24 protein-coding genes and 1 tRNA gene are annotated in these 26,266 nt (G+C 66.6%); 16 read left to right on the top strand and 9 right to left on the bottom strand.

Features of this window, described 5'->3' with window-relative positions:
- Positions 1–62 precede the first annotated feature (62 nt).
- Positions 63–614 (bottom strand): ribonuclease HI family protein, encoded by a 552-nt coding sequence (locus tag NMQ14_RS09820; RefSeq protein ID WP_257095628.1) that lies wholly within the window; start codon positions 612–614, stop codon positions 63–65.
- A 55-nt stretch (positions 615–669) separates the two neighbouring features.
- On the opposite strand from NMQ14_RS09820, the gene fabI reads away from it, so the two are divergent.
- The 5 genes from fabI (at position 670) to NMQ14_RS09845 (ending at position 5,800) form a co-directional block, all read left to right on the top strand.
- Positions 670–1,455 carry an enoyl-ACP reductase FabI gene (fabI, locus tag NMQ14_RS09825; protein ID WP_257095630.1) on the top strand — a complete coding sequence of 262 codons (786 nt, stop codon included), beginning with the start codon at positions 670–672 and terminating at the stop codon, positions 1,453–1,455.
- A gap of 313 nt (positions 1,456–1,768) precedes the next feature.
- Positions 1,769–2,392: a LemA family protein gene (locus tag NMQ14_RS09830; protein ID WP_257095632.1), complete on the top strand. Its 624-nt coding sequence runs from the start codon at positions 1,769–1,771 to the stop codon at positions 2,390–2,392.
- A gap of 16 nt (positions 2,393–2,408) precedes the next feature.
- Positions 2,409–3,245 (top strand): YgcG family protein, encoded by an 837-nt coding sequence (locus NMQ14_RS09835; protein ID WP_257095992.1) that lies wholly within the window; start codon positions 2,409–2,411, stop codon positions 3,243–3,245.
- A gap of 49 nt (positions 3,246–3,294) precedes the next feature.
- Complete coding sequence (locus NMQ14_RS09840; RefSeq protein ID WP_257080007.1) at positions 3,295–3,792, top strand: TPM domain-containing protein; 498 nt, start codon at positions 3,295–3,297, stop codon at positions 3,790–3,792.
- A gap of 133 nt (positions 3,793–3,925) precedes the next feature.
- Positions 3,926–5,800: an ABC transporter ATP-binding protein gene (locus tag NMQ14_RS09845; RefSeq protein WP_257095635.1), complete on the top strand. Its 1,875-nt coding sequence runs from the start codon at positions 3,926–3,928 to the stop codon at positions 5,798–5,800.
- Positions 5,801–5,836: 36 nt separating this feature from the next.
- Here NMQ14_RS09845 and NMQ14_RS09850 read toward each other — a convergent pair whose 3' ends face one another.
- Positions 5,837–6,508 (bottom strand): hypothetical protein, encoded by a 672-nt coding sequence (locus NMQ14_RS09850; RefSeq protein WP_257095637.1) that lies wholly within the window; start codon positions 6,506–6,508, stop codon positions 5,837–5,839.
- Between the two features lie 300 nt (positions 6,509–6,808).
- Between NMQ14_RS09850 and NMQ14_RS09855 the strand changes: the two genes are divergently transcribed.
- Positions 6,809–7,441 (top strand): bifunctional 2-polyprenyl-6-hydroxyphenol methylase/3-demethylubiquinol 3-O-methyltransferase UbiG, encoded by a 633-nt coding sequence (locus NMQ14_RS09855; protein WP_257095639.1) that lies wholly within the window; start codon positions 6,809–6,811, stop codon positions 7,439–7,441.
- A 167-nt stretch (positions 7,442–7,608) separates the two neighbouring features.
- Here NMQ14_RS09855 and NMQ14_RS09860 read toward each other — a convergent pair whose 3' ends face one another.
- Both NMQ14_RS09860 and NMQ14_RS09865 read right to left on the bottom strand, forming a co-directional pair.
- A complete protein-coding gene (locus tag NMQ14_RS09860) occupies positions 7,609–8,370 on the bottom strand; it encodes a hypothetical protein (protein ID WP_257095641.1) in 762 nt (253 codons plus the stop codon).
- The gene (locus tag NMQ14_RS09865; RefSeq protein WP_257095643.1) at positions 8,367–9,161 is read right to left on the bottom strand and encodes a zinc-dependent peptidase; all 795 of its coding nucleotides are present in this window, start codon (positions 9,159–9,161) and stop codon (positions 8,367–8,369) included. Before NMQ14_RS09865 ends, NMQ14_RS09860 begins: the two co-directional genes overlap by 4 nt.
- Positions 9,162–9,242: 81 nt before the next feature.
- Here NMQ14_RS09865 and NMQ14_RS09870 point away from each other — a divergent pair, with 81 nt between their 5' ends.
- On the top strand, positions 9,243–9,371 hold the full coding sequence (locus NMQ14_RS09870) for a hypothetical protein (RefSeq protein WP_257080013.1): 129 nt from the start codon (positions 9,243–9,245) through the stop codon (positions 9,369–9,371).
- Positions 9,372–9,519: 148 nt separating this feature from the next.
- Positions 9,520–11,718 (top strand): bifunctional (p)ppGpp synthetase/guanosine-3',5'-bis(diphosphate) 3'-pyrophosphohydrolase, encoded by a 2,199-nt coding sequence (locus tag NMQ14_RS09875; RefSeq protein WP_257095645.1) that lies wholly within the window; start codon positions 9,520–9,522, stop codon positions 11,716–11,718.
- Between the two features lie 24 nt (positions 11,719–11,742).
- On the opposite strand, the gene NMQ14_RS09880 is transcribed toward NMQ14_RS09875, so the two are convergent.
- The 3 genes from NMQ14_RS09880 to NMQ14_RS09890 all read right to left on the bottom strand — a co-directional run bounded on the left by NMQ14_RS09880 (position 11,743) and on the right by NMQ14_RS09890 (position 14,647).
- Positions 11,743–12,951, bottom strand: a complete 1,209-nt coding sequence (locus NMQ14_RS09880; RefSeq protein WP_257095647.1) for a methyl-accepting chemotaxis protein — start codon at positions 12,949–12,951, stop codon at positions 11,743–11,745.
- Between the two features lie 158 nt (positions 12,952–13,109).
- A tRNA-Arg gene (locus NMQ14_RS09885) sits at positions 13,110–13,184 on the bottom strand.
- Positions 13,175–14,647 (bottom strand): glycosyltransferase family 39 protein, encoded by a 1,473-nt coding sequence (locus NMQ14_RS09890; RefSeq protein WP_257095650.1) that lies wholly within the window; start codon positions 14,645–14,647, stop codon positions 13,175–13,177. The genes NMQ14_RS09885 and NMQ14_RS09890 overlap by 10 nt, the downstream gene beginning before the upstream one ends.
- 86 nt (positions 14,648–14,733) lie before the next feature.
- Here NMQ14_RS09890 and NMQ14_RS09895 point away from each other — a divergent pair, with 86 nt between their 5' ends.
- The 3 genes from NMQ14_RS09895 (at position 14,734) to NMQ14_RS09905 (ending at position 18,634) form a co-directional block, all read left to right on the top strand.
- On the top strand, positions 14,734–15,738 hold the full coding sequence (locus NMQ14_RS09895; RefSeq protein ID WP_257095652.1) for a glycosyltransferase family 2 protein: 1,005 nt from the start codon (positions 14,734–14,736) through the stop codon (positions 15,736–15,738).
- Positions 15,735–16,676 carry a lysylphosphatidylglycerol synthase transmembrane domain-containing protein gene (locus NMQ14_RS09900; protein WP_257095654.1) on the top strand — a complete coding sequence of 314 codons (942 nt, stop codon included), beginning with the start codon at positions 15,735–15,737 and terminating at the stop codon, positions 16,674–16,676. Before NMQ14_RS09895 ends, NMQ14_RS09900 begins: the two co-directional genes overlap by 4 nt.
- A gap of 74 nt (positions 16,677–16,750) precedes the next feature.
- Positions 16,751–18,634, top strand: a complete 1,884-nt coding sequence (locus tag NMQ14_RS09905) for an ATP-binding cassette domain-containing protein (protein WP_257095656.1) — start codon at positions 16,751–16,753, stop codon at positions 18,632–18,634.
- 14 nt (positions 18,635–18,648) lie between these two features.
- Here the strand turns inward: NMQ14_RS09905 and NMQ14_RS09910 are convergent, their stop codons facing one another.
- Positions 18,649–19,518, bottom strand: coding sequence for an HDOD domain-containing protein (locus tag NMQ14_RS09910; protein WP_257095658.1), 870 nt, complete (start codon positions 19,516–19,518; stop codon positions 18,649–18,651).
- A gap of 76 nt (positions 19,519–19,594) precedes the next feature.
- The gene (locus tag NMQ14_RS09915) at positions 19,595–19,819 is read right to left on the bottom strand and encodes a hypothetical protein (RefSeq protein ID WP_257095660.1); all 225 of its coding nucleotides are present in this window, start codon (positions 19,817–19,819) and stop codon (positions 19,595–19,597) included.
- 85 nt (positions 19,820–19,904) lie between these two features.
- Between NMQ14_RS09915 and earP the strand changes: the two genes are divergently transcribed.
- From earP to NMQ14_RS09940, 5 genes are all read left to right on the top strand, one after another.
- A complete protein-coding gene (earP, locus tag NMQ14_RS09920; RefSeq protein WP_257095661.1) occupies positions 19,905–21,068 on the top strand; it encodes an elongation factor P maturation arginine rhamnosyltransferase EarP in 1,164 nt (387 codons plus the stop codon).
- 102 nt (positions 21,069–21,170) lie between these two features.
- Entirely contained in the window at positions 21,171–21,728 is a 558-nt protein-coding gene (gene efp, locus NMQ14_RS09925) for an elongation factor P (protein WP_257095663.1), read from the top strand.
- 273 nt (positions 21,729–22,001) lie between these two features.
- The gene (locus NMQ14_RS09930; RefSeq protein ID WP_257095666.1) at positions 22,002–23,006 is read left to right on the top strand and encodes a hypothetical protein; all 1,005 of its coding nucleotides are present in this window, start codon (positions 22,002–22,004) and stop codon (positions 23,004–23,006) included.
- Between the two features lie 28 nt (positions 23,007–23,034).
- Positions 23,035–24,726: a single-stranded-DNA-specific exonuclease RecJ gene (gene recJ / locus NMQ14_RS09935; RefSeq protein ID WP_257095668.1), complete on the top strand. Its 1,692-nt coding sequence runs from the start codon at positions 23,035–23,037 to the stop codon at positions 24,724–24,726.
- Between the two features lie 119 nt (positions 24,727–24,845).
- Entirely contained in the window at positions 24,846–26,189 is a 1,344-nt protein-coding gene (locus NMQ14_RS09940) for a M48 family metalloprotease (RefSeq protein ID WP_257095670.1), read from the top strand.
- Positions 26,190–26,266 lie beyond the last annotated feature (77 nt).

Below are 26,266 nucleotides of genomic sequence, written 5' to 3' on the forward strand. Positions count from 1 at the left end.
TCCGGGGCCCGCACGCTGCAAACCCGAACGGCGCGCGTCACGCGATTCAATGCCAGCAGACCCTAGCGCCGCCGCCCGGGCACCGGCGCCGGTTTGTCCGGCAGGCCGAGCGCGGCACGCGACAGGCGGTCAGCGTCGCGGTTGCGGTGGCGCGGCACCCATTCCAGGCTGACCGATTCGAAGCGGGCGAGCAGTGCTTCGGTGCGCACGACCAGTTCGAGCAGCGGCGCGATGGCGGTTCGCTGTTCGCCGCGCAGGTGGCGGACGACGAAGTCGCTGTCGCCGCGTATATATATATGGCGGGCGCCGAGACCAGCGGCATGTTCGAGTGCGGCGCACAGTGCAATCAGCTCGGCCTCGTTGCTGCAGCCACTACGCCCGGCCGGGCTGGACAGCTCGATGCGGTTGCCCTGGGGCGACACCAGCAGCGCGCCCAGACCGATGCGGCCCGGGTTGGGCAGCGCGCAGCCATCGAACCAGATCTGCCAGGTCGATGAGGGCGCGGGTCCGGCCGGACGTTCCGGCGAAAGTTCGGGCGAGAGAGGGGCGGAAGTCGGCACCGGCAGATGGTGCCATGCGGCACTTGCGCGCGGGCGAAGCGCTGCGCGCGTCATCCCCTATAATCCGCCCTCCCCCAACCGGCGCGACGCCGGATCTCTGGAGACGCACATGGGCTTTCTCGCCGGCAAGAAAATACTGATCACCGGACTGTTGTCCAACCGCTCGATCGCCTACGGCATCGCCCAGGCCTGTCACCGCGAAGGCGCGGAGCTGGCGTTCACCTATCAGAACGAGCGTTTCACCGATCGCGTCACCAAGATGGCGGGGGATTTCGGCTCGTCGATGGTGTTCGCCTGCGACGTGGCGGACGACGCGCAGATCGCCGCACTGTTCGAACAACTGGGCTCGACCTGGGACGGACTGGACGGCCTGGTGCACTCGATCGCCTTCGCCCCCGGAGAGGCGCTCGATGGGGACTTTCTCGACGGCCTGTCGCGCGAAGCCTTCCGCATCGCGCATGAAGTGAGCGCCTACAGCTTCCCGGCGCTGTGCAAGGCGGCGCGCCCGATGATGCAGGGGCGCAACGGCTCGGTGCTGACCCTGTCCTACCTCGGCGCCGTGCGTGCTCTCCCCAATTACAACGTGATGGGGCTGGCCAAGGCCAGCCTGGAAGCATCCGTGCGCTACCTCGCTGCCAGCCTCGGCCCGCAGGGCATCCGCGCGAACGCCGTGTCGGCCGGGCCGATCAAGACGCTCGCTGCCTCGGGCATCGGCAACTTCGGCAAGCTGCTGGCCTACAACGAAAAGAATGCACCGCTGCGCCGCAACGTGACGATCCAGGAAGTGGGCAATGTTGCCGCCTTCCTGCTGTCGGATCTCGCCAGCGGCGTGACCGGTGAAATCACTTATGTAGACGGCGGTTTCAGCCAGACCGCGCTGAGCGCCGTCGACTGAGTCAGAGCCCAACGTGTGGGAGCGGGGGGCCCCCCCCGCTGGGAGGCCCGATGTGAGGTGTTCAACGGGCGAANGCGCCGTCGACTGAGTCAGAGCCCAACGTGTGGGAGCGGCGGCCCCGCCGCGATGGATGCCGCGATGATCGTTGATCAACGTGCGATCGCGGCGAGGCCGCCGCTCCCACAGGCCGCACTCCCACAGAGACGGCTGCCGCACAGGTTGAACGCGCCGTCACATCCAGCCTGTATCCTTCTTGCATCCGGGGCTTTCGCCCCCAACTACCGTCACATTCAAACGGTTCCGGAGGCAGGCTATGCGCAAGATGTGGATGTCACTGTTGGCGCTTCTCACCGTCACGCTGCTGTCGGGCTGCGGCTACAACACGCTGCAGTCGGGCGACGAGCAGGTGAAGGCGGCGTGGTCGGAGGTGCTGAACCAGTATCAGCGCCGCGCCGATCTCATCCCGAATCTGGTCAATACGGTCAAGGGTTTCGCGGAACAGGAGAAGGACATCCTGATCCGCGTGACCGAAGCGAGGGCCAAGGTCGGTGCCATCCAGGCCACGCCGGAACTGATCAACGACCCGCAGGCATTCGCGAAATTCCAGGCCGCCCAGGGCGAAATGGGCAGCGCGCTGTCACGCCTGCTGGTGGTCGCTGAAAACTACCCGCAGCTCAAATCGGACGCCAACTTCCGCGACCTGCAGGCGCAGCTCGAAGGCACGGAAAACCGCATCACCGTGGCGCGCAACCGCTACATCAAATCGGTGCAGGACTACAACGTGACGGTGCGCTCCTTCCCGAGCAACCTGACGGCGATGGTGTTCGGGCATGACGTGAAGCCGAACTTCACGGTCGAGAACGAGGCCGAGATTGCCCGCCCGCCGACGGTGGATTTCGGCACCGCACCGGCGAAACCGGCGGGCGCCACGCAGTGAACCCGCAGTGAAACTGATGTCCGGCCTGCGCGCCGCATGCGGCGCGTTGTTGCTGTTCGCCACACTGGCCTTCGCGCAGCTGGCGGTGCCGCCGCTGAGTGCGCGCGTCACCGACCAGACCGGCACTTTGAGCCCGGCCACGACGGCCGCGCTTGAACAGTCTCTGGCGGCCTTCGAGGCACGCAAGGGCAGCCAGATCGCGGTGCTCGTCGTGCCGACGACCGCGCCGGAAACGATCGAGCAGTACGCACTGCGCGTCGCCGAAACCTGGAAGCTCGGCCGCCAGGGCGTCGACGATGGCGCGCTTTTACTGGTCGCCAAGGACGATCGCGCGCTGCGCATCGAGGTCGGGTACGGGCTGGAAGGCGCGCTGAGCGACATCACGGCCAAGCGGATCATTGCCGAAGTCATCACGCCGCGCTTTCGCGAAGGCGACTTCGACGGCGGCGTGCGCGCCGGCGTCGAACGCATGGTGTCGGTGATCGACGGCGAGCCGCTGCCGGCCGTTTCACCGAAGGCGGGTCAATCGGCGGGCGACATCGAAGGCTATGTGCCGGTGCTGTTCGTCATCGCACTGGCCATGGGCGGCATCCTGCGCTCGGTGCTGGGCCGACTGCCCGGCGCGCTGGTGACTGGCGGCGCAGTCGGCTTCGTCGCCTGGCTGATGGTCGGCGGGCTGGGGATCGCCATCGCCGCCGGCATCATCGCGCTGCTGGTCACGCTGTTCGGTGGTGGCGGGCGCGGCTTCGGCGGCATGGGCGGAAGCGGGCGGGGTGGCGGCTTCGGTGGAGGCGGCGGCTTCGGCGGCGGTGGCGGCGGTTTTGGCGGTGGCGGTGCTTCGGGCCGATGGTGAGCAAACCCATGAACGAGCGGACGAACAAGCAAGCGAACGGGGTAAGGCGATGACTGTGCTGCGCATGCTCAAGCATGCCTTCCATCTGCCCTGGCAGATGCGCCGCGCCTTTCCGGCGGAGACGCTGCGCGACATCGAACAGGCGATCACGGCCAGCGAAACGCGCCACGCGGGTGAGCTGCGTTTCGTGGTCGAGGGCGCGCAGGCTCCGCTGGCGGTGTGGCGCGGCCAGACCGCACGCGAGCGCGCGATCGAGGTGTTTTCGCTGCTGCGCATCTGGGACACGGCGCACAACAACGGCGTGCTGGTCTACCTGCAGATGGCCGACCACGACATCGAAATCGTCGCCGACCGCGGCATCCGCGCCCGCGTCGGCGACGCCGAATGGGCGGTGCTGTGCCAGCAGCTCGAAGCACGCTTCGCGCGCGGCGAATTCCGCGCCGGCGCGCTGGAGTGCGTCGAGGCGGTCACGCAGGCACTGGCGCGCCACTTCCCGCCCGACGGCCACCCGCACAACGAGCTGCCGGACCGGGTGGTTCTGCTGTAGACGCCGGCCGGCATCCACCGGCGCAACCAACCCGTCGATCCGTTGCCCAAGCGCGGACTGTCACGATCGGGCGGGTAAAATCCGCCCATCGGGCCTGTACGGCGCACCCTTGCAGTCCCTCTCGGAGAAAGATTTGCTGAGCTATTTCGAACGACGGGTCGATCCGTATCCGGACGGCACGCCGCCCTCGCCGCCCAAAGGACTGTTCGCCTTCCTGTGGAGCGGCACTGAAGGCATGCGCGGGCTGATCCTGCTGATGACCGCGTGTACCGCGCTGATCGGCGTGTTCGAAGCCATGCTGTTCGCCATGCTTGGCAACATCGTCGACTGGCTGGGCAAGATCGAGCCGGCACAGCTGTGGGTGGAGGAGCGCAGCCACCTGCTGATGCTGGGCGGCATCCTGCTGGCCAGCCCGCTGCTGATCGCCCTGCAGACGCTGATCAAGCACCAGTCGCTGGCCGGCAACTTCCCGATGCGGCTGCGCTGGAACTTCCACCGGCACATGCTCGACCAGAGCATGAGTTTCTACCAGGACGAATTCGCCGGCCGCATCGCCGCGAAAGTGATGCAGACCGCGCTGGCCGTGCGCGACACCTGGATGATCGTGGCCGACATCCTGGTGTTCGTCATCATCTACTTCGTCACCATGGTGGCCGTGGTCGGCAGTTTCGACTTGTGGCTGCTGCTGCCTTTCGCCGGCTGGCTGTCGCTGTACGTGGCGGCCATGGTCTACTTCGTGCCGCGGCTGGGCAAGGTGGCGCAGTCGCAGGCGGACGCCCGCTCGCTGATGACCGGCCGCATCACCGACGCGTATACCAATATTGCGACCGTCAAGCTGTTTTCGCATTCGGCGCGCGAAGCGCTGTTCGCGCGCGACGCGATGCGAGAATTCATGGTGCCGGTGTACGCACAGAGCCGGCTGGTCACCGGCTTCGAAATCGTCAATCACATCCTGAGCATGGGACTGATCGCGAGCACTGCCGGTACCACCCTGTGGCTGTGGATGCAGGGCCAGGTCGGCGTCGGCGCGGTGGCCGCGGCAACCGCCATGGCGCTGCGCCTGAACGGCATTTCGCACTGGGTGATGTGGGAACTGGCGTCGCTGTTCGAACAGATCGGTACCGTGCGCGACGGCATCAACACGCTTTCGCGGCCGCGGCTGGTGAATGACCGTGCCGACGCGCAGCCGCTGCATGTGACGCGCGGCGACATCCGCTTCGAGCATGTCACGTTCGATTACGGCAATGGCCATGGCAGCGGCGAGCGGGTGATCGACGACCTGTCGCTGCACATCCGGCCGGGCGAAAAGATCGGTCTGGTCGGCCGCTCGGGCGCCGGCAAGTCGACGCTGATCAACCTGCTGCTGCGCTTTCACGACGTCGAGGGCGGCCGTATCCTGATCGACGGTCAGGACGTGTCGCTCGGCACCCAGGACAGCCTGCGCGCGCAGATCGGCATGGTCACGCAAGACACCTCGCTGCTGCACCGCTCGGTGCGCGACAACATCATGTACGGCCGTCCGGACGCCGACGATTCCGACATGATCGCCGCCGCCGAACGCGCGGAAGCCGACGAATTCATCGCCGATCTGGTCGATCCGAAGGGCCGGCGCGGCTACGATGCCCATGTCGGCGAACGCGGCGTGAAGCTTTCGGGCGGGCAGCGGCAGCGGGTGGCGATCGCCCGCGTCATGCTGAAGGATGCCCCCATCCTGCTGCTCGACGAGGCGACCAGTGCGCTCGATTCGGAAGTGGAAGCGGCGATCCAGGCCAGCCTGTACCGGCTGATGACCGGCAAGACCGTGGTCGCGATCGCGCACCGGTTGTCGACCATCGCCGCGATGGACCGCCTGATCGTGCTCGATCGCGGCCGCATCGTCGAAGAGGGCGACCACGCAACGCTGCTCGCCCGCGGCGGGCTGTACGCGCGTCTGTGGGCACACCAGAGCGGCGGCTTCCTCGGCGAGGATGTCGACGACCGCGTGGAAGCGGCCGTCGCCGTGGCCTGAACAGACGGCAACACCCCGCCAGGGCGTGCCCGACGATCAGCCGGCCGAGCGGCGATCGGGAAAGTCGATGAGCACGCGGTTGCGGCGACGGTCGACCATAGGCTCGGCGGCCGCTTCATTCATCGGCTGCAAGCCGACCAGACTGGCCATGCCGGCGCGCGCAAGATCAAGCGCTGCCACGTAGTCGCGCGCCAGCCGCAGGATGCGTGCGCTGTTCGGCGCGCCGAGCGGGCGGCGCACCACCGAGCGCGCAGGGGCCGCATCGCCATCGTCGGACGGCGTGCGCCGCTCGCGCATTTCTCCGCGCGCCACGTCGGTCACCTCGCTCTGCATGCGGAACAGCCGCTCGCGCAGGGACACGAGCGAGGTCGTCAGGCGGACCACGGTGGCCATGGTCGGCGGTTCGTTCGCGGCATCCGGACCGGCCGCGCGCGATGCATTCGATGTACCGCGCAATCGTGTGCAGCGCGTCTCCCACACGCAGGCATCCCACTCGCTGTCGACATTGCCGCCAGCCGCCTGCCAGGCCGCGACCGCATCGAGTTCGCGTTCCCAGGGGATGCCGAGGCCGGTTTTCTCCGCCTGCAGCGCGTCAACGGGCGGGAGGAATTCCGCTGCGATGCCCTCCCCCGTTCCGGCGCCGCACCCGAACGGGCTTTCGGCGCTCGTGTAAGGTCCGGAGTCGGGGCTCTTTCCTGCACGTTTCATGACGGTCTCCTCCATCGGTAGTCGATGCTTCGTCCTGCGCGGCGCCTGACCGCACTGGCGAAGCTCTCCTGGTTCGCCGCCTGCAGGGCGCGGGCTACGGGCTGTGCCGGGGTTTCATCGTCTGCCGGCCGCTCATTGGAATGTTGTTGGGTGGCGCAGCGGCAGGGCCTGCAATCGGCACACAATACGTACCGGCAGCAAGGCCGAGGCACGTACCGTTACAGCGTAGAGGTTTTCGCGCAGGTTTCCCGCTGCACTGCAGCGGAGGTCGGCACCAACCCACTCATGGAAGCACACCGCATGTCCGAGCCACCCGACCATGCAGACCTGATCACCCGCTCCACGCTGGGCCACTACGATCGCCATGCCGAAGACTACTGGCAAGGTACGCGCGACCACGACGTGAGCCAGAACATCGCTGCCCTGCTGTCATTCATCGAAGCCGCACCACCGTTTGAGCTGCTGGACTTTGGCTGCGGCCCCGGCCGGGACCTGAAGACGCTGAAGGACATGGGCCACCGTCCTACCGGACTCGAGGGCGCTGCACGGCCGGCCGCCATGGCACGCGCGTTCAGCGGCTGCACGGTCCTGGAACAGAATTTCCTCGAGCTTGACCTGCCACCGGCGCGCTTCGACGGCATTTTCGCCAATGCCTCGCTGTTCCATGTCCCGTCGCGACTGCTGGCCGAGGTGCTCGGCAAGCTGTTCGCCGCACTCAAGCCCGGCGGCATACTGTTCAGTTCGAATCCGCGTGGCAACGGACAGGAGGGGTGGAATGGCGAGCGCTACGGCAGCTACCACGACCTCGAAGGCTGGCGCCGCTACATGAGCGGTGCAGGTTTTGTCGAACTGACCCACTACTACCGCCCGCCCGGCCTGCCGCGCGAACAGCAGAACTGGCTGGCCAGCGTGTGGCGCCGGCCGGCCGACTGAGCGGGACTGCGCAAGCCCGATGGACGCGGCATCGTGTGGGAGCGGCGGCCCCGCCGCGATACGCACGCTGATCAACGATCATCGCTGGCCGCCGCTCCCAGAGAGGCCGCCGCCCCCACAGAACAGGCGCCTGCCACAGGAAGTCGCCGCTCCCGCTGAGCCTCGCGTCAGCGCGACCAGGCCTGCATCGCGCGGCCTTCCGGCAGCCCGGTTTCGCCGGCCGGATTCAGCGGCCAGTGCCAGGTGTCATGCTGCAGCCAGCCGGAAGCGGCAAGGCGCGCCGGCAGACCGGGCAGCAGGAGCATGTCGGCGGGCCCGGGCGGCGAATGCGTCTGCGCGTATTCGATGATCAGGCAGGCGTGCGCCGCCTGCTGCAGCGCATCGACATGCGCCTGCTGGATAGCTTGGCCACGCCGCTCGACCTCGGGTTCTGCCATGCCCTGCCTCAGCCATGTGCCGCAGGGCAACAGCGGCAACTGGCTCAGCAGGTTGACCGAGGCGCACCAGGCGCCTTCGGGCAGCGGTGGCGCACCTGTCGAGTCGCCCGAGCGGTCAGCGATCAATCCGGTCACGTCCTGCATCACGCAGACTACGCGCCCCGGGTGCCGGCGCGCCGCGTCAAGCGCCGCCGGCGCGAAGGCGACGTCGACCAGATCGATGCGTTCGAAGCAGTCGAGCAATTGGGTGAGCGGCACATCGTGCAGCAGCCCGGCGCCCATGATCCACGCACGTTTCGGTGCGTCGCGCGAGCAGGTCGCCTGCCGAGCCGATGCCAGCAGCGCGGCGCGCGTGCGGGCGAGGTGATCGGCCCAGTGCCGGCGCAGGCGCCGGTGGCGCACGACGAGGGCTGCCGCTTCGCGCCGGTAGCCCATGCGCCGGGCTTCGGGCAGGCAGTCGATGCGCCACCAGGCGAGAAGTTCGGCGATCACGTTGCGGCGCCGCCTCCCGGTGCGTGCAGCGCGCGCGCGCGCGGAGCCGGGTCCTGTCGGTAGAAGAGCGCCAGTTGTGCATAGAGATCCGGCCACACGTCCTGGATCAGATCGGGAATTTCGAAGAAGCATTCCGACATGACGGCGAAGAATTCGGCCGGGCTTTCCGCTGCGTAGTCGTCGATTCCGGTTTCGACACCGGCTTCGATATCGGCGCAGAAACGCTGGTACGCGTCCGACCACACCCCGGCCCAGCGCGCCACGCTCATGCCTTCGTGCAGCGGCGGCAGGCCGTCGGCATCGCCGTTTCGCATGTCGAGCTTGTGCGCGAATTCGTGGATGACGACATTCACGCCGTCGGCCGCGTGATCGTCCGGCTGCCAGGACAGCAGCACCGGGCCGCCGGCCCAGGCTTCGCCGATCAGCGGCTCCTTGTACTCATGCACCACGCCGGCGTCGTCCACGCTCTGCCGCGGCACCAGGAAGTCGCCCGGATAGAGCACCACGCCCACCCAGTCGTCGTACCAGTCCAGCCCCAGCCTGAGGATGGGCAGACAGGCCTGCAGCGCGATCTCGACCAGCTGGTCGTCGTGCAGCACCATGTCGTGCGCGCCGTGGAACTGCCGGCTGGCGATGAACTGGCGCGCCAGTTCGCGCAGTGCCGGCCGGTCGGCCGGATCGAGATACTCGAGAAAGGGCAGCCGTGCCTCGATGCGTGCCCAGGCATCTGGCGTCACCTCGGGCAGGTCCGCGTCGGCCGGCGCAAGCGCGCGTCTGAGCCAGTGAAACATTTGGCAATGGTCCTTGCTTGCGTAAGGTCGGGGGCGCGCCTATCGTACTGGCTCCGCAACCATGAAAGGAGGTGATCCGTGATGAAACGTCTCGCGATCCTGTTGGGGCTGGCGATGTTTGCGTCGTCCAGCGTTGTCATCGCATGCCCGGGCGAAAAGCACGGCGACGCCAAACCCCAGAGCTCCCAACCGGACAAGCCGAAGACCTGATTCGGGGCAACTGTCGTGAGACAGATGTCTGCGGGGCGGCCGAGTGATCGGTCGCCCCTTTTTGTTTCAATCCCTGGCATCCCCACCGCATCCGCCCATGCTGCTGCGCCGCAAGCCCCCGCGTCCCTGATCAGCGATAATCCCGAACATGGTTTCCGTCGTCCATTCCCTCGTCAGCGCAGATACTGCCCGCACCACGCTCGAACTGCTGGCCGACGGTCTGGGTGACGCCGAGGCCGCTACATTGCGGGCCGCCCACGACCGCGTGGCAACGCTTTACGCCGGCCGCACGCTTGGCACTGGCGAGCCGATGCACGAACACGTGGTGGGTCAGACGCTGATCTGCGCCTCGCTGCGGCTCGACCTCGAAACCCGACTGGCGGCGCTGCTGTTCCCGCTGCACGAAGTTGTCGACGACGCCGATCAGCAGATCGCCGAACAATACGGCCAGTCGGTCAGCGAGCTGGTGTCCGGCCTGCAGCGGCTTGATCATCTGCGCCTGATCACCCGCTCGCACGCCACCAGGAGCACGACCGGTGCAGAGATCGGCAACCAGGCCGAAGTGCTGCGCAAGATGGTGCTGGCCATGGTGGCGGACGTACGTGTCGTCATGCTGCGACTGGCGTCGCGCGTGCAGAGCCTGCGCTGGCTCACGGTCAATCCGAACGAGCAGCGCATCGACATGGCGCGCGAGTCGCTCGACATCTATGCGCCGCTCGCCAACCGGCTCGGCGTGTGGCAGTTGAAGTGGGAGCTGGAAGACCTCTCCTTCCGCTTTCTCGAACCGGACACCTACAAGCGCATCGCCAGGCAGCTCGACGAGAAGCGCGTCGAACGGGAAGCCTTCATCGCCGATTCGATGGCGCGGCTGCGGGCCGAACTGGCCGGCGCCGGCATCAAGGCGGAAATCCAGGGCCGGCCGAAACACATCTACAGCATCTGGAACAAGATGCGCGCCAAGCGCATCGAGTTCGCCGAGGTGTACGACGTGCGCGCGCTGCGCGTTCTGGTCGACGAGGTGCGCGACTGCTATGCCGCGCTCGGTGTGGTGCACCAGCTGTGGCAACCGCTGCCGCGCGAATTCGACGACTACATCGCACACCCGAAGGGCAACAATTACCGCTCTCTGCACACCGCGGTGCTGGCGCCGGACGGCCGTTCGCTCGAGGTGCAGATCCGCACGCGCGAAATGCACCAGCACGCCGAGATGGGCGTGGCGGCGCACTGGCGCTACAAGGAAGGTTCGGGCCAGGACAAGGACTACGACGACAAGATTGCCTGGTTGCGCCAGCTGCTGTCATGGCGCGATGAAATCGCCGACCACTCGGAATGGGTCGAGCAGTTCAAACGTGCCGCACTCGACGACACGCTGTACGTGCTGACGCCGCAGGGAAAGGTGATCGACCTGCCGCAGGGTGCAACGCCGATCGACTTCGCCTACCGGTTGCACACCGATCTGGGCCACCGCTGCCGCGGTGCGCGTGTGAACGGCCAGCTGGTGCCGCTCAATACGCCGCTCGACAACGGCCAGCGGGTCGAAATCATCGCCGCCAAGCAGGGCGGGCCGTCACGCGACTGGCTGAACCCGCAGCAGGGCTACATCGCAACCCATCAGGCACGCGTGAAGGTACGGCGCTGGTTCGCCCAGATAGAAGAAGGCGAAACGCTGGCGCAGGGCCGCAACTGGCTCACGCGCGAGCTGTCGCGCGAAGGCGCGACGCAGACCAATCTGGACGAACTGGCGCAGAAGCTGGGCTACAACAGCGTCGACGCCCTGCTGATCGCGTGCGCGCACGGCGAGGTCGGACCACGTGCGATTCATGTCGCGCTCAAGGGTGACGAGCCGCCGCCGGACGAACCGCTGATCAAGCCGCGCGCACCGCGTGCCGTGGGCGAACGCGGCGTGCTGGTGGAAGGTGTCGGCAAGCTGCTGACCCAGCTTGGCCGCTGCTGCAAACCGGCACCGCCGGATCCGATTTCGGGTTTCGTCACGCGCGGGCGCGGCGTGGCCGTCCACCGCAGCGACTGCCCGAACTACATCAACATGGTGGCGCGCAATCCGGAACGGGTGGTCGACGCGCAGTGGGGCGAAATCGCCAGCCAGGATCCGGAATCGCGCTTCGCCGCCGACCTGCTGGTCGAGGCGCACGACCGGCAGGGCCTGCTGCGCGACATTTCCGAACTGCTGTCGCGCGAGCGCATCAATGTGACGGCGGTGAGCACGCTGTCTAAGGCCGACATGGCGCGCATGAGCTTCACGGTTGAAATTGCCAGCGTCGGCCAGATCCAGAAAATACTGGCGCTGCTGCGCGACGTCGACGGCGTGGTTGAGGCGCGGCGCGGCTGAGTCACCCCGGACCCTGGCAGTGGATCAGAACAGCTCGATTTCTCCGACCGACATGTTGTTCTGCGAGACGGCCCCCTGATTCAGTGACCTGGAAGCCTCCTCGGCTTCGCCAAGAAGCCGCTCGAGAACGGCATTGCGCCCGGCGACGCGCGAAAGCCCGTCATGCTGGTCGCGATCCCTGTGGGCGTCGAAGACGCCGTTTACATAGCGCGCCATCAGTTCCGTCTGTTCGCGCACCTTGTGCAGCAACTGGCTCACCATGTCTTCGAACTGCATCGACATGATGCTTTCCATGACCGCGTCGTGGATGGCCGACGACAGTTGATTGATGCGTTCGGCCTGCCGTCCCGCATGACTGTTGATCTCCGACATCTGGTTCCACAGTTCTGCGGCCTGCTGTTCCGAGGCCCGGGCCGAGCCGATGTCAGTGCCGGCTGAGTGCGAGATGACGTCGCCCGCTTCGACGATGGCACCATTCACATCACCCAGCAGGGCGCCGATTTCCGTGCTGAATTTTTCGGTGCGCTGGGCAAGTTTGCGCACTTCGTCGGCAACCACTGCAAACCCCCGGCCGGCTTCGCCCGCGCGCGCAGCTTCGATGGCTGCATTCAGTGCCAGGAGTTCGGTCTGCCGGTTGATGTCGTTGACCTGTCCGATGAGCGCACGCACTTCGTCGAGCTTGGTGCGGACGCAGCCGAAGCGTTCGGCGATCCGGCTGCTGCCTGCGCTCAGCGCTTCGACGGTCGCGACAAAACCCGACAGCGCTGTCTGCATTTCCTGTGCGAACTGTGCGATACCCGCACGTCGGCGCGCCTGATCTTCATCCGAGGCCAGAGCCTGCAGCTCCTCGACCATGGTACGCAGGGCACTGCGGCCTTCGGATTCGCGCAGATTGCCGCACGCGCTCGAAATGATGTCCTGGGTCTGCCCGATCGAGCCCTGCAACCGTTGAAACTGTTGCTGGCTGCCAGTGGCGAGCGCGGCACACAGATCGTCGTACCGACCGACATTTCGGTTGATGTCGGCCATACGTGCGCGGCTGGTCGCTGCATAGCGCGCGCGCGCCTTGTGGCTGAGAATCTGAGACACGATGAGGCTCGCGACCGTCAGTGCGAGGAGGCCCCCGCTCCAGCCAGCCGGCGCCTGCGAAAATACCGTTGCAGCACACCCTGCACTGGTTGCTGCAGCTATCCATACGGCGAAATCGTCGCTGCGCATTGAAGACGTTGCCATGTTCAGTCCGTCGGTCTGTTTGGGGTTTTTTTGGTACGACTTAAGTGATATCGACGAACGATATCGATTCCTTTAGCCGCAAGGCGCCGGGCTGGCAGGTCGTCGTGAGGCGGGGACACCGCGGATGTGCGGGAGGGCGAAGCGGGACAAGGCACTGCTGGTGGCCCCAACAGGAATCGAACCTGTACCTACCCCTTAGGAGGGGGTTGTTGTATCCATTCAACTATGGAGCCGCGGGCCGAGATTGTACCCGCGCGCCAGTTGAACGCATGAAGGCGTAGCGGTATTCGATCGGCGGGCGCTCCGGCCGGGCATGCAGCGGGTGCAAGGCCAGGCGGTGCACGGGCGCCGCGGCGGCCCGTTCGAACAACCGCCTTCCGTCATCGTTCCGACCGATCAGCAGATGCGGCGCGAACCGCGGCGCGGGTTCCGGCAGGCCTTCCTGCCACACCGTGACGCGTGCCTGCGGAAAACGCACGCGTAGCACGCCACCCAGCACCGGATCGTGCGTCACGATGGGCGTGCGCCCGTCGTACCCTGCGCCGCGCAGTGCGTCGGCGAGTTCTGCCGCCGGCTCGTTGAGTTCGTCCGGCCGGTTGCGCCAGCCGTCGAACACCGGGCGCATGCTGGCCATGAACAGATAGAGCAGCGCGAGCGCGATCAGGGTGCCGCGCAGCCAGCTCAGCCGCGGGTGTGCTGCCAGCCGGGGCCGGCAGCAGAAGAAGGCCAGCGGTGCCATGAACACCAGCGGCTGCAGCCAGCGGCCCTTGAAGTGCGTCGCGCCACCCACCAGGACAAGGCCCAGCATCAGCGCCGCCAGCGCGCCGAAGTAGCGTCGCCACAGTCGGCAGTGCGCCGAGGCGGCGCCGTCCTGCCACGCCGCGCGGCCGAAGATCGCAGTGCCGGCGAAGGCGAGTGCGCCCAGCGTGGCCAGTGCGGCGCCGAGCAGGCTGCCCACGCCGCGCGCGAGGCCGGCTGTCAGGCCCGTGCTTGCGCCCAGCTTTTCCAGAGTTCGAGCGCTGGCCACATGCCAGTTGTCGAACAGCCACAGCGCGTGCGGCGCAAGCACCACCAGCGCGACCAGCACTGCCGCGATGATCCACGGGCTGCGCAGCACCGGCCGTGCCTCGCGCGAAAGCAGCAGTGCAAGCACCAGTGCAACCAGAAAGAGGGCGAAACTGTACTTGGACAGCAAGCCCAGCGCCGCGCACAGGCCGAGCGCGGGGTAGAGCGCCCGGCACGGCTTTTCGATCAGCCGCACGACGATGCACAGCGTGGCGGCAGCGATCGCCGTGGCCAGCACCGAATGCGTCAGGTCGCGCTGCGACTCCCAACCGATCTGCGGAATGAGCAGCATGGAGGCCGCTGCCAGCAGCGCCAGCGGCGCGGCCATCAGCCGGCGCGCGGCCAGCCAGACGAAGGCGTAGGTCGCTGCGAGCAGCGCGTTCTTCAGCAGCGACAGCGAAAGCACCGAGACGCCCGCGACCTGGAACACCGTCCATTGCAGCCATGTATATAGCGGTGGCTGAGTGCCGTAGCCGGCAGCAAGGTGCTGCGTCCAGAGCGCCTGTTCTGCCTCGTCCAGTTCGAGCGCGTCGGACACCAGGATGCGCGACAGGATGTGGGCGCCGAAATAGAGCAGGAGCAGCAGCCAGGGAACCTGGTGCGACCGGAGAGTGGAAAGAGGGGCGTTCATCGCGTCACAGTGTCGCAGTGCATCTTTAATTGAGCGTTAATCGCAGCGCGTCACGATGACGATCGAAATCATCACGCCGTCCTTCGATGCCCCAAGTGGTCGAACTCGTCAAGCCGGAACTGCCGGTGCGTGCCTTGGCCGAGGCGCCCGAGGTGTCCGTCGTCGTTCCGGTGTTCAATGAACTCGACAATCTCGGCGATCTGGTCGATCGCATCCACGCGGCGCTGGCGCCCACCGGCCGTCGCTTCGAACTGATCGTCGTGGACGACGGTTCGCGCGACGGGAGCGGCGCGCTGCTGGTGCGATTGGCAAGCGCGCGGTCCTGGCTGCGGCCGGTCCGACTGGTGCGCAATTACGGCCAGTCGAGTGCGCTTCAGGCAGGCTTCGACCGCGTGCGCGGTCGCTACGTCGTGACGCTGGACGGCGACCTGCAGAATGACCCTCTGGACATCCCGGCGATGATCGATCGCCTCGACAACGATCCCGAGGTCGACATGATTTCCGGCTGGCGCCGGCATCGGCAGGACAACGCCCTGTCGCGCTGCCTGCCCTCGATGATCGCCAACAAGCTCATATCGGCATCGACCGGCGTGCATCTGCACGACTACGGCTGTGCGCTGAAGGCGTATCGACGCGACATCATCGACCGCATCCGGCTGTATGGCGAACTGCACCGCTTCATCCCGTCGCTGGCGCGCGACGCCGGCGCACGCATCGCCGAAATGCCGGTGCGCCATCACGCGCGTGCGCGCGGCGTGTCGAAGTACGGCATCGATCGCACCTTCCGCGTCATTCTCGATCTGGTGCTCATCGTCTTCTTCATGCGTTACCGCCAGCGTCCGCTGCATGCCTTCGGCGCGCTCGGCCTGTGGATGGCCATGCCGGGGACGGTCATCCTCGGCTGGCTGGGCGTGCTCAAGCTGTTCGGAGAGGATATCGGCGGCCGCCCGCTGCTGATTGCCGGGGTCATGCTGCTGCTCATGGGGGTGCAGCTCATCGTCGCCGGCCTCATCGGCGAACTGCTGATCCGCATCTATCACGAGGGCCGCGGCCGGCCCCAGTACCACGCGCGGGAGCCGGACGCGCGATGACGCGCGGCGCGCTGCTGCGCCCCGTCGCAGCCTGTGTGCTGCTGGCGGTGGTGGTCCGTCTGGCGGATCCCTGGTCGCTGGCCGACGTGCTGCTGCGTGCCGACCGCGACTGGCTGCTCGCCGGTCTCGCTGCCGCCTTGCTGTCCAACGTCGCGTCCGCCCTGCGCTGGCGCGCGCTCACCGCCTGGCTCGGCGCAACCGTTAGTCCGCTGTTCGCGCTGCTCACTTATTTCAGGGCGATGTCGCTCAATGCGTTGCTGCCCGGCGCTGTCGTCGGCGGCGACCTGTACCGCGCGCTGGCGCTGCGCAAGGCCGGTCTGCCGGCGCTGGACGCAGGGCTGTCCGTGCTGCTCGACCGCGTCAGCGGCCTGTGGATGCTGCTGGCGATCGGTGCCGTGGCAGCGCCCTTCGCCGCAGGGTCGCTGACGGTTGCGCTGCGGGCACCGGCTGCCCTCATCGATCTGCTTGGCGCAACCGTCCCGCTGCTTCTGCTGGTCGCTCCATTGCTGCTGATCGCGCGGCCATTGACCGACGTCCATCGCGGCCGTCCGGTCGGCGCCCTTGCGCGCATCCAGTCGCATGTACGGCGCGCGGGCGCGCTGCAACAGTACGCATTGCAGATGGGCGCATCGCTCGTGGTGCAGGCGCTTTCGGTCGGCGCGCTTGCCTGTGGCGGTCGCGCACTCGGGCTCGATCTGCCGGGCCTTGTGTGGGTGGCTGCAGCGGCCCCGATCTTTCTGATGGCTGCGCTGCCGGTTAGCGTCGGGGGCTGGGGAACGCGTGAAGCCGCCGCGGCCGCGGTGCTTGCCGCCTTCGGCGTGCCGGCGGCGGAGGCAGTCGGTGCAGCCCTGGTCTACGGCGTGTTCGGGCTGCTTCAAGCGGCGCTCGGCGGCGCATTGCTGGCCTGGCAGTCGCAGCCGCTGTCGCGCGCCGGCTGAAGCGCGGCAGGAACTTTGAAGGCAGGGCGTATACTGCGCGCCCGGTCATCAAGCCACCACTCACGCTGCCCAACATGCCGCTGATCACGCTCGACAATGCCTGCCTTGCCTTCGGCGACGTGCCGCTGCTCGACCACACCGCGCTGGTGGTCGAACCCGGCGAGCGGCTGGCGCTGATCGGACGCAACGGCACCGGCAAGTCCAGCCTGCTGAAGATTCTCGCCGGAGACGCCGCGCTTGACGACGGCACGTTCTGGCGCCAGCCCGGCATGAAGCTGGCCTATGTATCGCAGGAACCGAAATTCAAACCCGGCGCACGCGTGTTCGATGCGATCGCGCAGGGACTGGGCGAACTGGCGCAACTTCTGATCGATTATCACGACGTGGCCGACGCGATGGCGCACGGCGACGAAACCGTGTTCGACCGCATGTCGGAACTGCAGGATGCGCTCGAGCACCATCAGGCCTGGCGCTTCGAGCAGCGCATCGAACAGGCGCTCGAGCGGCTGGCGTTGCCGGGCGACGCGAAGGTGGAATCGCTGTCCGGCGGTATGCTCAAGCGCGTGGCGCTGGCGCGCGCGCTGGTCGCCGAACCGGACATGCTGCTGCTCGACGAGCCGACCAACCACCTCGACCTCGACGGCATCGCCTGGCTGGAAGCGCTGCTGAACGACTTCCGCGGCGCCAGCCTGGTGATCACCCACGACCGGCGCTTCCTCGACAGCTTCGCCAGCCGCATCCTCGAACTGGACCGTGGCCAGCTGCGCAGCTACCCCGGCCGTTACGCCGAATACGTGGCGCGCAAGGCCGATGAACTGTCAGCGGAGGCGCTCGAATCGGCGCGTGCCGACAAGTTGCTGGCGCAGGAAGAGGTGTGGATACGCAAGGGTGTCGAGGCGCGGCGCACGCGCGCCCAGTTCCGCGTCAAGCGGCTCGACGAGTTGCGCGCCCGGCGCGAGGCGCGCCGTGACCAGATGGGCCGGGCACGCATCGAGGTCGATCGCGGCGAAGCGTCGGGCCAGCTGGTGGCCGAACTGGAAGACGTCAGCAAGCGCTTCGGCGACAAGGTGGTCGTGCGCAACTTCACGGCGCGCATCGTGCGCGGCGACAAGGTCGGCTTCATCGGCCCGAACGGTGCCGGCAAGACCACGCTGCTCAAGCTCATCCTCGGTCAGCTGCAGGCCGACAGCGGTGTGGTGCGCAACGGCACGCGCATCGAGGTGGCCTATTTCGACCAGTTCCGCAGCCAGCTCGACGACTCCGCGACGTTGGCCGAAGTGATCAGCCCGGGCTCGGACTTTGTCGAGATCGCCGGCAAGCGCACGCATGTGATCGGTTATCTGGGTGACTTCCTGTTCCCGCCGCAGCGCGCGCGCGCCAAGGTCGAATCGCTGTCCGGCGGCGAGCGCAACCGCCTGCTGCTGGCGCGGCTGTTCGCCCGCCCGGCCAATGTGCTGGTGCTCGACGAGCCGACCAACGATCTCGACATGGAAACGCTGGACCTGCTCGAACAGCTGCTGCAGGACTACGACGGCACCGTGCTGCTGGTGTCGCACGACCGCGCCTTCCTCGACGCCGTGGTCACGCAGACGGTTGCCTACGAAGGCGACGGACGCTGGCGCGAATACATCGGCGGCTACACCGACTGGGTGGCGCAGCGCGCCACGGTGCAGGCGGCCGCCAGTGCGGCAGCGAAAGTCGCCAGCGCGCCAGCTGTGAAAGGCGACAAGCCGGTGGCCGCCGCTGCGAAGTCGAAGCTCAGTTTCAAGGAACAGAAGGAGCTGGACGGGCTGCCCGATCTGATCGCCACGCTGGAAGCCGAACAGACAACGCTCACCGACCGCCTGTCGGCCGGCACGGGTACCGATGCGGCGAAAGTATCGGCGCGCCTGGGCGAACTGGCCACGCTGATCGATCAGGCGATGGTGCGCTGGGAGGCGCTGGAGGCGCGCCGCTGAACCGGATCAGGGGTTCAGGGCTGCTCAGGGTCATCCGGCAGTGCCGGCTGGGGGGGCGGCGATCCATCCATCGGCAGGCCAAGCCGGCCGAGCAGGGTTTCGTGGCTGACGCGCAGCAAGGCCTCGATCGCCGCAAAATCGTCCGGCAACGCCGGATCGTCCCACCCCTTGGCGCTGTGGCGCGCCAGATTGACGGCGAGCGATACATTTCGGGTGCGTGGGGTGGCTGCCCGGCTGTCGTCCATCAGTTCCACCAGCAATGACGGCAACTTCCATGCGCGCACCAGCGCGAGCTGGAGTTCATGCGCGGTGACGTTGAATACGGCCTTCTGCGCGGCCGCCGTGCGCATGCCCGGGTTGGCGCGCAGCAGGTCGCGCAGATCGAGCGACAGTTTGGGCGCAAACACCCAGCACAGCACTTCCGCCACATCGTGCAACAACGTGGCAACGGTGATTTCATCGACATCCATGTCATGCCGCATGAGCGCCCATTCGCGTGCCCAGCTGGTGGCACGGCGCGCGCGCGCAATCACGCGCATCACACCGAGCAGCGCCTGCGGATGGCCGTGCAGGTGATCTTCCAGCGTCGGCAGGCCGTCGAAATGGTTGAAGAAGGGCGTGATGCCGATCATCATCAGCGCCCGTTCTATGGTCGTGATGTCGTGATGCTGGCTGTGCCGATTGCGTGATTCGATGAAGGCGAGCACCCGCAAGGTCATCAGCGGGTCGTGCAGCACGACCTGGGCGATGCTGCGTGCGCTGACGGAGTTTTCCGTCTCGCGCAATACAGCCAGTTCACGCACGGTTCGTGCCAGAACCGGCACGGATTTTCCGCCCATGTACGCCACCCAGCCGTCAAGGGTGGCGATCGAAACGTCGCGCATGATTCAGGTCCTTCGTTCAGATGACCTGTTTACGGCCGGAATGGGCGCCGGCTGAATGGTGACCGCAATGCGTGGTTCAGTCCTCGTCCTCGTCGTCGATCGTTGCGTCGTCGATCGCCGCGTCGCCGGCCCAGTCATCATTGTCGGCCTCGCCATCTGCTTCGGCAACCAGCGCCATCGCGTTGATCTGGGCGATCTGGTCGAGCAGGCTCGGCATCGGCGGTATGTCTTCGCCGGCCTGCAGGGTGCGGTGGGTGTGGCGAAAACCGAGTGCTTCGGACGTCGGACGCTGCATGGGCATGACAGGACTCCTTGAGCGGGCAGGCAATGACGGATGATGTCGAATACTTCTCCCTTTACGACGAACGGATTCAGGACTTGAAGGCATGTCGCACCCTGTCACGCAAGATTCATCACGGAAGTTGTCGCTGACCGGGCGCAGCGCCGACCTGTTCTGCCGCGTCATCGACAATTTCGGTGATATCGGCGTGTGCTGGCGGCTCGCGCGCTGCCTGGCGCGCGACCATGGCTGGCATGTCAGGCTGTGGGTCGATGCACTTGATGCGCTGGCGCGCATCAAGCCGCAAGGAGCCGCCGAACCGGGCGTCGAGGTCAGGCAATGGAATGACGACACGCCCCTCTGCTTGCCGGCCAGCTGCGTCATCGAAGCCTTCGCCTGCGACCTGCCGCCGGCTTTCGTGACGGCCATGGCGGCGCAACACCCGCCGCCAGACTGGATCAATCTGGAATATCTCAGTGCCGAAGCCTGGGTAGAAGGCTGCCATGGGCTGCCGTCGCTCGACGCGGCGAGCGGGCTCACGAAACGCTTTTTCTTTCCCGGTTTCACGGCACGCACCGGTGGCCTGCTGCGCGAGCGTGATCTGTCGGCGCAGCGCGACGCCTGGCTGGCCGATGCCGCGGCCCGGAAATTCGATCTGGCGCGACTCGGCATGGCCGTCGATGCCGGGGCGTTGCAGCTTTCCCTGTTCGGCTACGAAAGCCCATCGATCGCGACGCTGCTCGAAGCCCTCGCGGCGCATACGCAACCGGTGCAGCTGTGGGTACCGGAAAGCCGGTCGCTCACGGTGGCGGCCGAAGCACTCTGTCGGCCGTTGCGCGCCGGGGACGTCGTACGGCGCGGCGCGCTCTCGCTGCACGTACTCGCCTTCATGGACCAGGACGACTACGACCGGCTGCTGTGGCAGTGCGACCTGAACATTGTCCGTGGCGAGGATTCATTCCTGCGCGCCCAGTGGGCCGCGCAGCCCATGCTGTGGCACATCTACCCGCAGGACGGAGGCGCCCACCTGACCAAGCTCGACGCCTTTCTCGACCGCCATGCCGAAGGCCTGCCCGCAGAGGTGGCGACGCGCCTGCGCGCGCTTCATCACGGCTGGAACAGCGCGAACGCGGTGCCGGTGCAGGACTGGCAGACCCTGCTCGGTGACCTGCCGCATCTGGCGTCGCACGCACGCCAGCGGGCGCTAGCGCTGGCGTCCCAGGACGACCTCGCGACGCAGCTTGTGATGTTTAATCAACCACCTATATAATGCCGGGTTTGCCGCGGCGGGCGTTGCAACAGGGGTTGCAAAGGTTCGAGCTGTACATCGGCGGCTTTCAATCACAACCCTCCCCACAGGAACGAACCCTGCATGAAAACCGCTCAGGAACTGCGCGCCGGCAACGTCGTGAAAATCGGCAACGAAGCCATGGTCGTACTCAAGGCCGACTACAACAAATCCGGCCGCAACTCGGCTGTCGTCAAGCTGAAGATGAAGAACCTGCTGACCGGTTCCGGTCAGGAGACTGTCTATAAAGCCGATGACAAGTTCGACTTAGTCATCCTCGAGCGCCGCGAAGTCACCTACTCGTACTTCGCCGACCCGATGTACACCTTCATGGATGGTGACTACAACCAGTATGAAGTCGACGCCGAAAACATGGGCGACGCACTGAACTACGTCGAAGACGGCATGGCGTGCGAAGTGGTGTTCTACGAAGGCCGCGCGATTTCGGTCGAGCTGCCGAACTCGGTGGTGCGCGAAATCACCTACACCGAACCGGGCGTCAAGGGCGACACCTCGGGCAAGGTGCTCAAGCCGGCCAAGATCAACACCGGCTATGAAGTGTCCGTGCCGCTGTTTTGCGAAATCGGCGACAAGATCGAAATCGACACCCGTACCGGCGAATACAAGAACCGCGTGAAGTAAGCCGTTTCATCGCCGTTGTTCCGGAAAGCCCCGCCCGGTGCGGGGCTTTTCTTTTGCAGCGCAACGCGTGCGAGCGGCGAGGGTCTTGTCGGAACGGCAAGGGTTTTGTGGGAAAGGCGAGGGCGGGAGCGGAGGTTTCCGCGGGCACTGCTCGCCGCCCGCAGCGCCAACCTGCCATGCAGAGCCGTGAGTGAATCGCCGCTTCCACAGCGGTGGCGCCGACAGTCCGTGCAAGCCGTGAAGTCCGGGCCACCCGCGGGGTACACTCACGGAATGCCTCTGCACATCGTTCTGCCCGGCCTGCTTTGGCCGTCATCCCCGCATCACCCAGCCGCCCTGCAGTCGTTGAAGACGCCGGCGCTGTCGCGTCTGGCCGGTTGCGGCAGCACCTTGCGGCGGCCGGCGCTGGCGGCCGAATTCCTGCTGGCGTCGCTGTTCGGACTCGACGAGCAGGCACCGTTCGGCGCGCTGCGCCGCGCCGGCCAGGGCGAGGCGGTCAACAGCCGGCAGTGGCTGGCAGCCGACGCCGTGCATCTGCGCTTCGCGCGCGACGCCCTGCTGCTGACCGATGCACCCGATGTGGCACCGGACGCCGAGGAAGCCGCCGCGCTGTGCGCGTCGTGGAACGCCCACTTCGCCAATGTCGGCTGGCTCTACATGGGCGCCGGCGGTCACGGCCATCTGGCGCTGCATGAACCCGTCACCGTCGACACCACGCCGCCGGGCGGCGCGCTCGGACGAAAGATCGACGTGCGCCTGCCATCCGGTCCGGATGGCGCGAAGGTGCGCCAGTGGATGAACGAAACCCAGATGCTGTTTCACAGCCACCCGGTGAATGCCGCGCGCGAAGAGGCCGGGCGCCCTGCCATCAACAGCCTGTGGTTCTGGGGCGCCGGCGTGGCGGTCGCACGCGCGCAGGCGCGACCCATCCAGGTGTGGTCCGACAATGCGCTGGCACGCGGCATGGCACTGGCGTCCGGCGTGCGCACGGCGCCGCTGCCGGCACAGGTCGGCGTGGCGTTGTTGCCGGACAATCTCGTGGTGCTCGACGCCGCGCTGGCCCCTTCGCTCTACCTCGACGCCGAAACCTGGGCGCAGGCCGCGGTCACCATCGAGCAGCAGTGGATCGTGCCGGCACTGGCAGCGCTCCGGCGTGGCGATGTACAGACGCTCACGCTGACGCTCAGCGGCGACGACGGACGCATCGATGTCACCGTGCAGCGGCGCGACCTGATGAAATTCTGGCGCCGTCCCTTTTCCGTCGTTGCATCGCCCTGATGCGCGGCCCCTGCCTGCCGGAATTCCGATGACCTGCATCAAGCACCGCCCCGTCCCGCTGCGCAGCAGCGAGATGCTCGCCCAGCAGGGCGTGCATCCGCTTCTGGCCCGCCTGTACGCCGCGCGCGGCGTACAGGACCGCAGCCAGATCGACTACTCGCTCAAGGCGCTGCTGCCGCCGGATTCGATGCGCGGGCTGGCCGACGCGGCGGTCATGCTGGCCGATGCGATCGAAGCCGACGCCCGCCTGCTGATCGTCGCCGACTACGACTGCGATGGCGCCACCGCATGCGCCATCGGCATCCGTGCGTTGCGCGCAATGGGCGCCAACGTGAGCTATCTGGTACCGAACCGCTTCGAATACGGCTACGGCCTTACGCCGGAAATCGTCGACCTTGCCGCGCACGCCGAACCGGACATGCTGATCACCGTGGACAACGGCATCGCCAGCGTCGAGGGCGTGGCACGGGCGAACGAACTGGGCATGTCAGTGCTGGTGACCGACCACCACCTGCCGGGCGACGAATTACCGGCGGCCGACGTCATCGTGAATCCGAACCAGCCGGGCTGCGACTTTCCGAGCAAGGCGATCGCCGGCTGCGGCGTCATGTTCTACGTCATGCTTGCGCTGCGTGCCGAACTGCGCAGCCGCGGCGCCTTCGACGGGCGTGAGGCGCCGAATCTGGGCAATCTGCTCGATCTGGTGGCACTCGGCACCGTGGCCGACGTGGTGAAACTGGATCACAACAATCGAATTCTGGTCACCCAGGGCATGCAGCGCATCCGCGCCGGCAACATGGTGCCCGGTCTGCGCGCGCTGTTCGCAGCGGCCGGGCGCGAGCCGTCGCAGGCGCAGTCCTTCGATCTGGGCTTCGCGCTCGGGCCGCGGCTCAACGCGGCCGGACGGCTGTCGGACATGTCGCTCGGCATCGAATGCCTGATCACCGATGACTTCGCGCGCGCACTCGGTCTGGCGCAGCAGCTCGACGCAATCAACCGCGAACGGCGCGAAATCGAACAGGGCATGCAGGAAGACGCCGAGGCGCAACTGGCCGGCATCGATATCGGCGAATCGAAGTCGTTGTCGCTGTTCCACCCGGACTGGCACCAGGGCGTCATCGGCATCGTCGCCTCGCGCATCAAGGAGCGCGCGCACCGCCCGACCATCGCCTTCGCGCGCGGCCACGAAGGTGAAATCAAGGGCTCGGGCCGTTCGATTGCCGGCCTGCACCTGCGCGACGCGCTCGATCTGGTGTCCAAGCGCGAACCCGGCCTCATCATCCGCTTCGGCGGGCACGCCATGGCGGCAGGCCTGACGCTGCTCGAACACGACCTCGACCGCTTCCGAGCCGCCTTCGAACGGGCGGTCGCCGACATGGTGGAACCTTCCGCGCTGACCCGCACCATAGAAACCGATGGCGCGCTGGAGGCATCGCTGATGAACCTCAACGCAGCGACGCTGATCGAAGCTGAAACATGGGGCCAGGGTTTTCCACCGCCGGTATTTTCCGACCGCTTCGAGGTGCGCAACCAGCGCCTGCTGAAGGACAAGCACCTGAAGCTCGCGCTGGTGAAGGACGGTGCAAGCTTCGACGCCATCTGGTTCAACCGCGCGGAACCGCTGCCGGCGCGGGTGACCGCAGCCTACCGGCTGGACATCAACGAATACCAGGGCGTACGCCGGATACAACTGATGGTCGAGCACGCCGAACCTGTCTGACCCTGCACCTTGAATCTTGCATCTTGAATCTTGCATCTGAATCGAAGTGTCGTCAGCGCCATGTCGCATCGAACCGTTGTGGTGTCCGCGCAGACTGATGATCGAAAGGACCGAAACACATGTCACATGACCGCTACTTCCGCCGCGAAATGTCGCGCCGCGACTTCCTCTGGTTGTCCGGCATCGCCAGCGCCGCGGTAACGCTGCCCCAGCTGACCGGCTGTGCGACCGACCCGATCACCGGCAAGCAGGTCGTCGTCGGATTGTCCGAGGAGGGCGAACTGGGCATTGACCGCCAGCATTCGCCGAAGCAGTTCTCGGCCGACTACGGTGCGGTGCAGGACAACGCCCTGAACCGCTACGTGAACGATCTCGAGTTGTCGCTGGCAAGGAACACGCATCGGCCGGAGGTGCCGTACAACGCACGCGTCGTGAACGCGAACTACATCAACGCCTACACCTTCCCCGGCGGCAGCATGGCCGTCACGCGCGGCATCATGCTCGACATGGACAGCGAGGACGAACTGGCCGCCCTGCTCGGCCACGAGACGGGCCACGTCAATGCGCGACACAGCGCCAAGCAGGCGGGCCGCTCGATGATTGCCCAGGCCGGCGCCACGGCGGTGAATGTCGCAGTGGCGATGTCCGACTACCGGGGCGCCGCACCGCTGGCCAACATCGCGACCCAGGTCGGCGCCAGTGCGCTGCTGGCCGGCTACTCGCGCAGCGACGAGCGCCAGGCGGACGCGCTGGGCCTGGAATACATGACCAAGGCCGGCTACAACCCGGACGGCATGGTGAATCTGATGGACATGCTGCGCAGCCAGAACAAGGCCAGGCCCAGCCTGCTGCAGACCATGTTCTCGTCGCACCCGATGTCCGACGAGCGGTATGCCACCGCCGAACGCGAAGCGCAGGACACTTATGGGTCTCTGCGCAACAAGAAGCTGTCGCGCGATCGCTACATGGACAACACCGCGTCGCTGCGTCGCATCGCGCCCGCCATCAAGGCGCAGCAGGACGGCGAATCGCTGATGGCGAAGAAATCGATCGAGGAAGCGGAAGGCAACTTCGCGAAGGCATTGAAGGTCGCGCCGGACGACTACTGCGGCAATGTGCTGATGGGCAAGTGCCTGATTGCGCAGAAACAGTATGAAGATGCCGACCGGCATTTCGCGCGCGCTGCGGAGCTCTATCCCGGCGAAGGCCAGGCGCTTTACCAGCGCGGCGTGTCCAGGCTGGCGCTGAACCGGCCGCAGGAAGCGCTGGCATCGTTCAATGCCTACGACCGCATCCTGCCGGGAAACCCGTCCACATTGTTCCTGAAGGGTGTTGCCTATGAAACGATGCAGGACAAGCGCAATGCCAGCCAGCACTACGCGGCCTACATCCGCAGCGGCAACAAGGACGCGCAGGCGCAGTTTGCCTTTCAGCGACTGCAGAACTGGGGCCTGGTGAAGTAAGGAAACCGTAAGGCAGAAAATATACGGTGCGCCCGCCTGAACAGCGACGCTGCAGTGCGCCTTGTCCTGGCCGGTAA

This window comes from Methyloversatilis sp. XJ19-13, assembly GCF_024580155.1.
GTDB lineage: Bacteria > Pseudomonadota > Gammaproteobacteria > Burkholderiales > Rhodocyclaceae > Methyloversatilis.

Excerpts from the sequence above, each read along its gene's own strand:
- NMQ14_RS09820 (WP_257095628.1), bottom strand. The coding sequence starts at position 614 with ATGACGCGCGCAGCGCTTCGCCCGCGCGCAAGTGCCGCATGGCACCAT.
- NMQ14_RS09905 (WP_257095656.1), top strand. The coding sequence starts at position 16,751 with ATGCCGCTGATCACGCTCGACAATGCCTGCCTTGCCTTCGGCGACGTG.
- efp (WP_257095663.1), top strand. The coding sequence starts at position 21,171 with ATGAAAACCGCTCAGGAACTGCGCGCCGGCAACGTCGTGAAAATCGGC.
- NMQ14_RS09870 (WP_257080013.1), top strand. The coding sequence starts at position 9,243 with ATGAAACGTCTCGCGATCCTGTTGGGGCTGGCGATGTTTGCGTCGTCC.
- NMQ14_RS09930 (WP_257095666.1), top strand. The coding sequence starts at position 22,002 with ATGCCTCTGCACATCGTTCTGCCCGGCCTGCTTTGGCCGTCATCCCCG.
- NMQ14_RS09850 (WP_257095637.1), bottom strand. The coding sequence starts at position 6,508 with ATGAAACGTGCAGGAAAGAGCCCCGACTCCGGACCTTACACGAGCGCC.
- earP (WP_257095661.1), top strand. The coding sequence starts at position 19,905 with ATGTCGCACCCTGTCACGCAAGATTCATCACGGAAGTTGTCGCTGACC.
- NMQ14_RS09830 (WP_257095632.1), top strand. The coding sequence starts at position 1,769 with ATGCGCAAGATGTGGATGTCACTGTTGGCGCTTCTCACCGTCACGCTG.
- NMQ14_RS09855 (WP_257095639.1), top strand. The coding sequence starts at position 6,809 with ATGTCCGAGCCACCCGACCATGCAGACCTGATCACCCGCTCCACGCTG.
- NMQ14_RS09940 (WP_257095670.1), top strand. The coding sequence starts at position 24,846 with ATGTCACATGACCGCTACTTCCGCCGCGAAATGTCGCGCCGCGACTTC.
- NMQ14_RS09900 (WP_257095654.1), top strand. The coding sequence starts at position 15,735 with ATGACGCGCGGCGCGCTGCTGCGCCCCGTCGCAGCCTGTGTGCTGCTG.
- NMQ14_RS09910 (WP_257095658.1), bottom strand. The coding sequence starts at position 19,518 with ATGCGCGACGTTTCGATCGCCACCCTTGACGGCTGGGTGGCGTACATG.
- recJ (WP_257095668.1), top strand. The coding sequence starts at position 23,035 with ATGACCTGCATCAAGCACCGCCCCGTCCCGCTGCGCAGCAGCGAGATG.
- NMQ14_RS09865 (WP_257095643.1), bottom strand. The coding sequence starts at position 9,161 with ATGTTTCACTGGCTCAGACGCGCGCTTGCGCCGGCCGACGCGGACCTG.
- NMQ14_RS09890 (WP_257095650.1), bottom strand. The coding sequence starts at position 14,647 with ATGAACGCCCCTCTTTCCACTCTCCGGTCGCACCAGGTTCCCTGGCTG.
- NMQ14_RS09915 (WP_257095660.1), bottom strand. The coding sequence starts at position 19,819 with ATGCCCATGCAGCGTCCGACGTCCGAAGCACTCGGTTTTCGCCACACC.
- NMQ14_RS09875 (WP_257095645.1), top strand. The coding sequence starts at position 9,520 with ATGGTTTCCGTCGTCCATTCCCTCGTCAGCGCAGATACTGCCCGCACC.
- fabI (WP_257095630.1), top strand. The coding sequence starts at position 670 with ATGGGCTTTCTCGCCGGCAAGAAAATACTGATCACCGGACTGTTGTCC.
- NMQ14_RS09895 (WP_257095652.1), top strand. The coding sequence starts at position 14,734 with ATGCCCCAAGTGGTCGAACTCGTCAAGCCGGAACTGCCGGTGCGTGCC.
- NMQ14_RS09880 (WP_257095647.1), bottom strand. The coding sequence starts at position 12,951 with ATGGCAACGTCTTCAATGCGCAGCGACGATTTCGCCGTATGGATAGCT.
- NMQ14_RS09840 (WP_257080007.1), top strand. The coding sequence starts at position 3,295 with ATGACTGTGCTGCGCATGCTCAAGCATGCCTTCCATCTGCCCTGGCAG.
- NMQ14_RS09835 (WP_257095992.1), top strand. The coding sequence starts at position 2,409 with ATGTCCGGCCTGCGCGCCGCATGCGGCGCGTTGTTGCTGTTCGCCACA.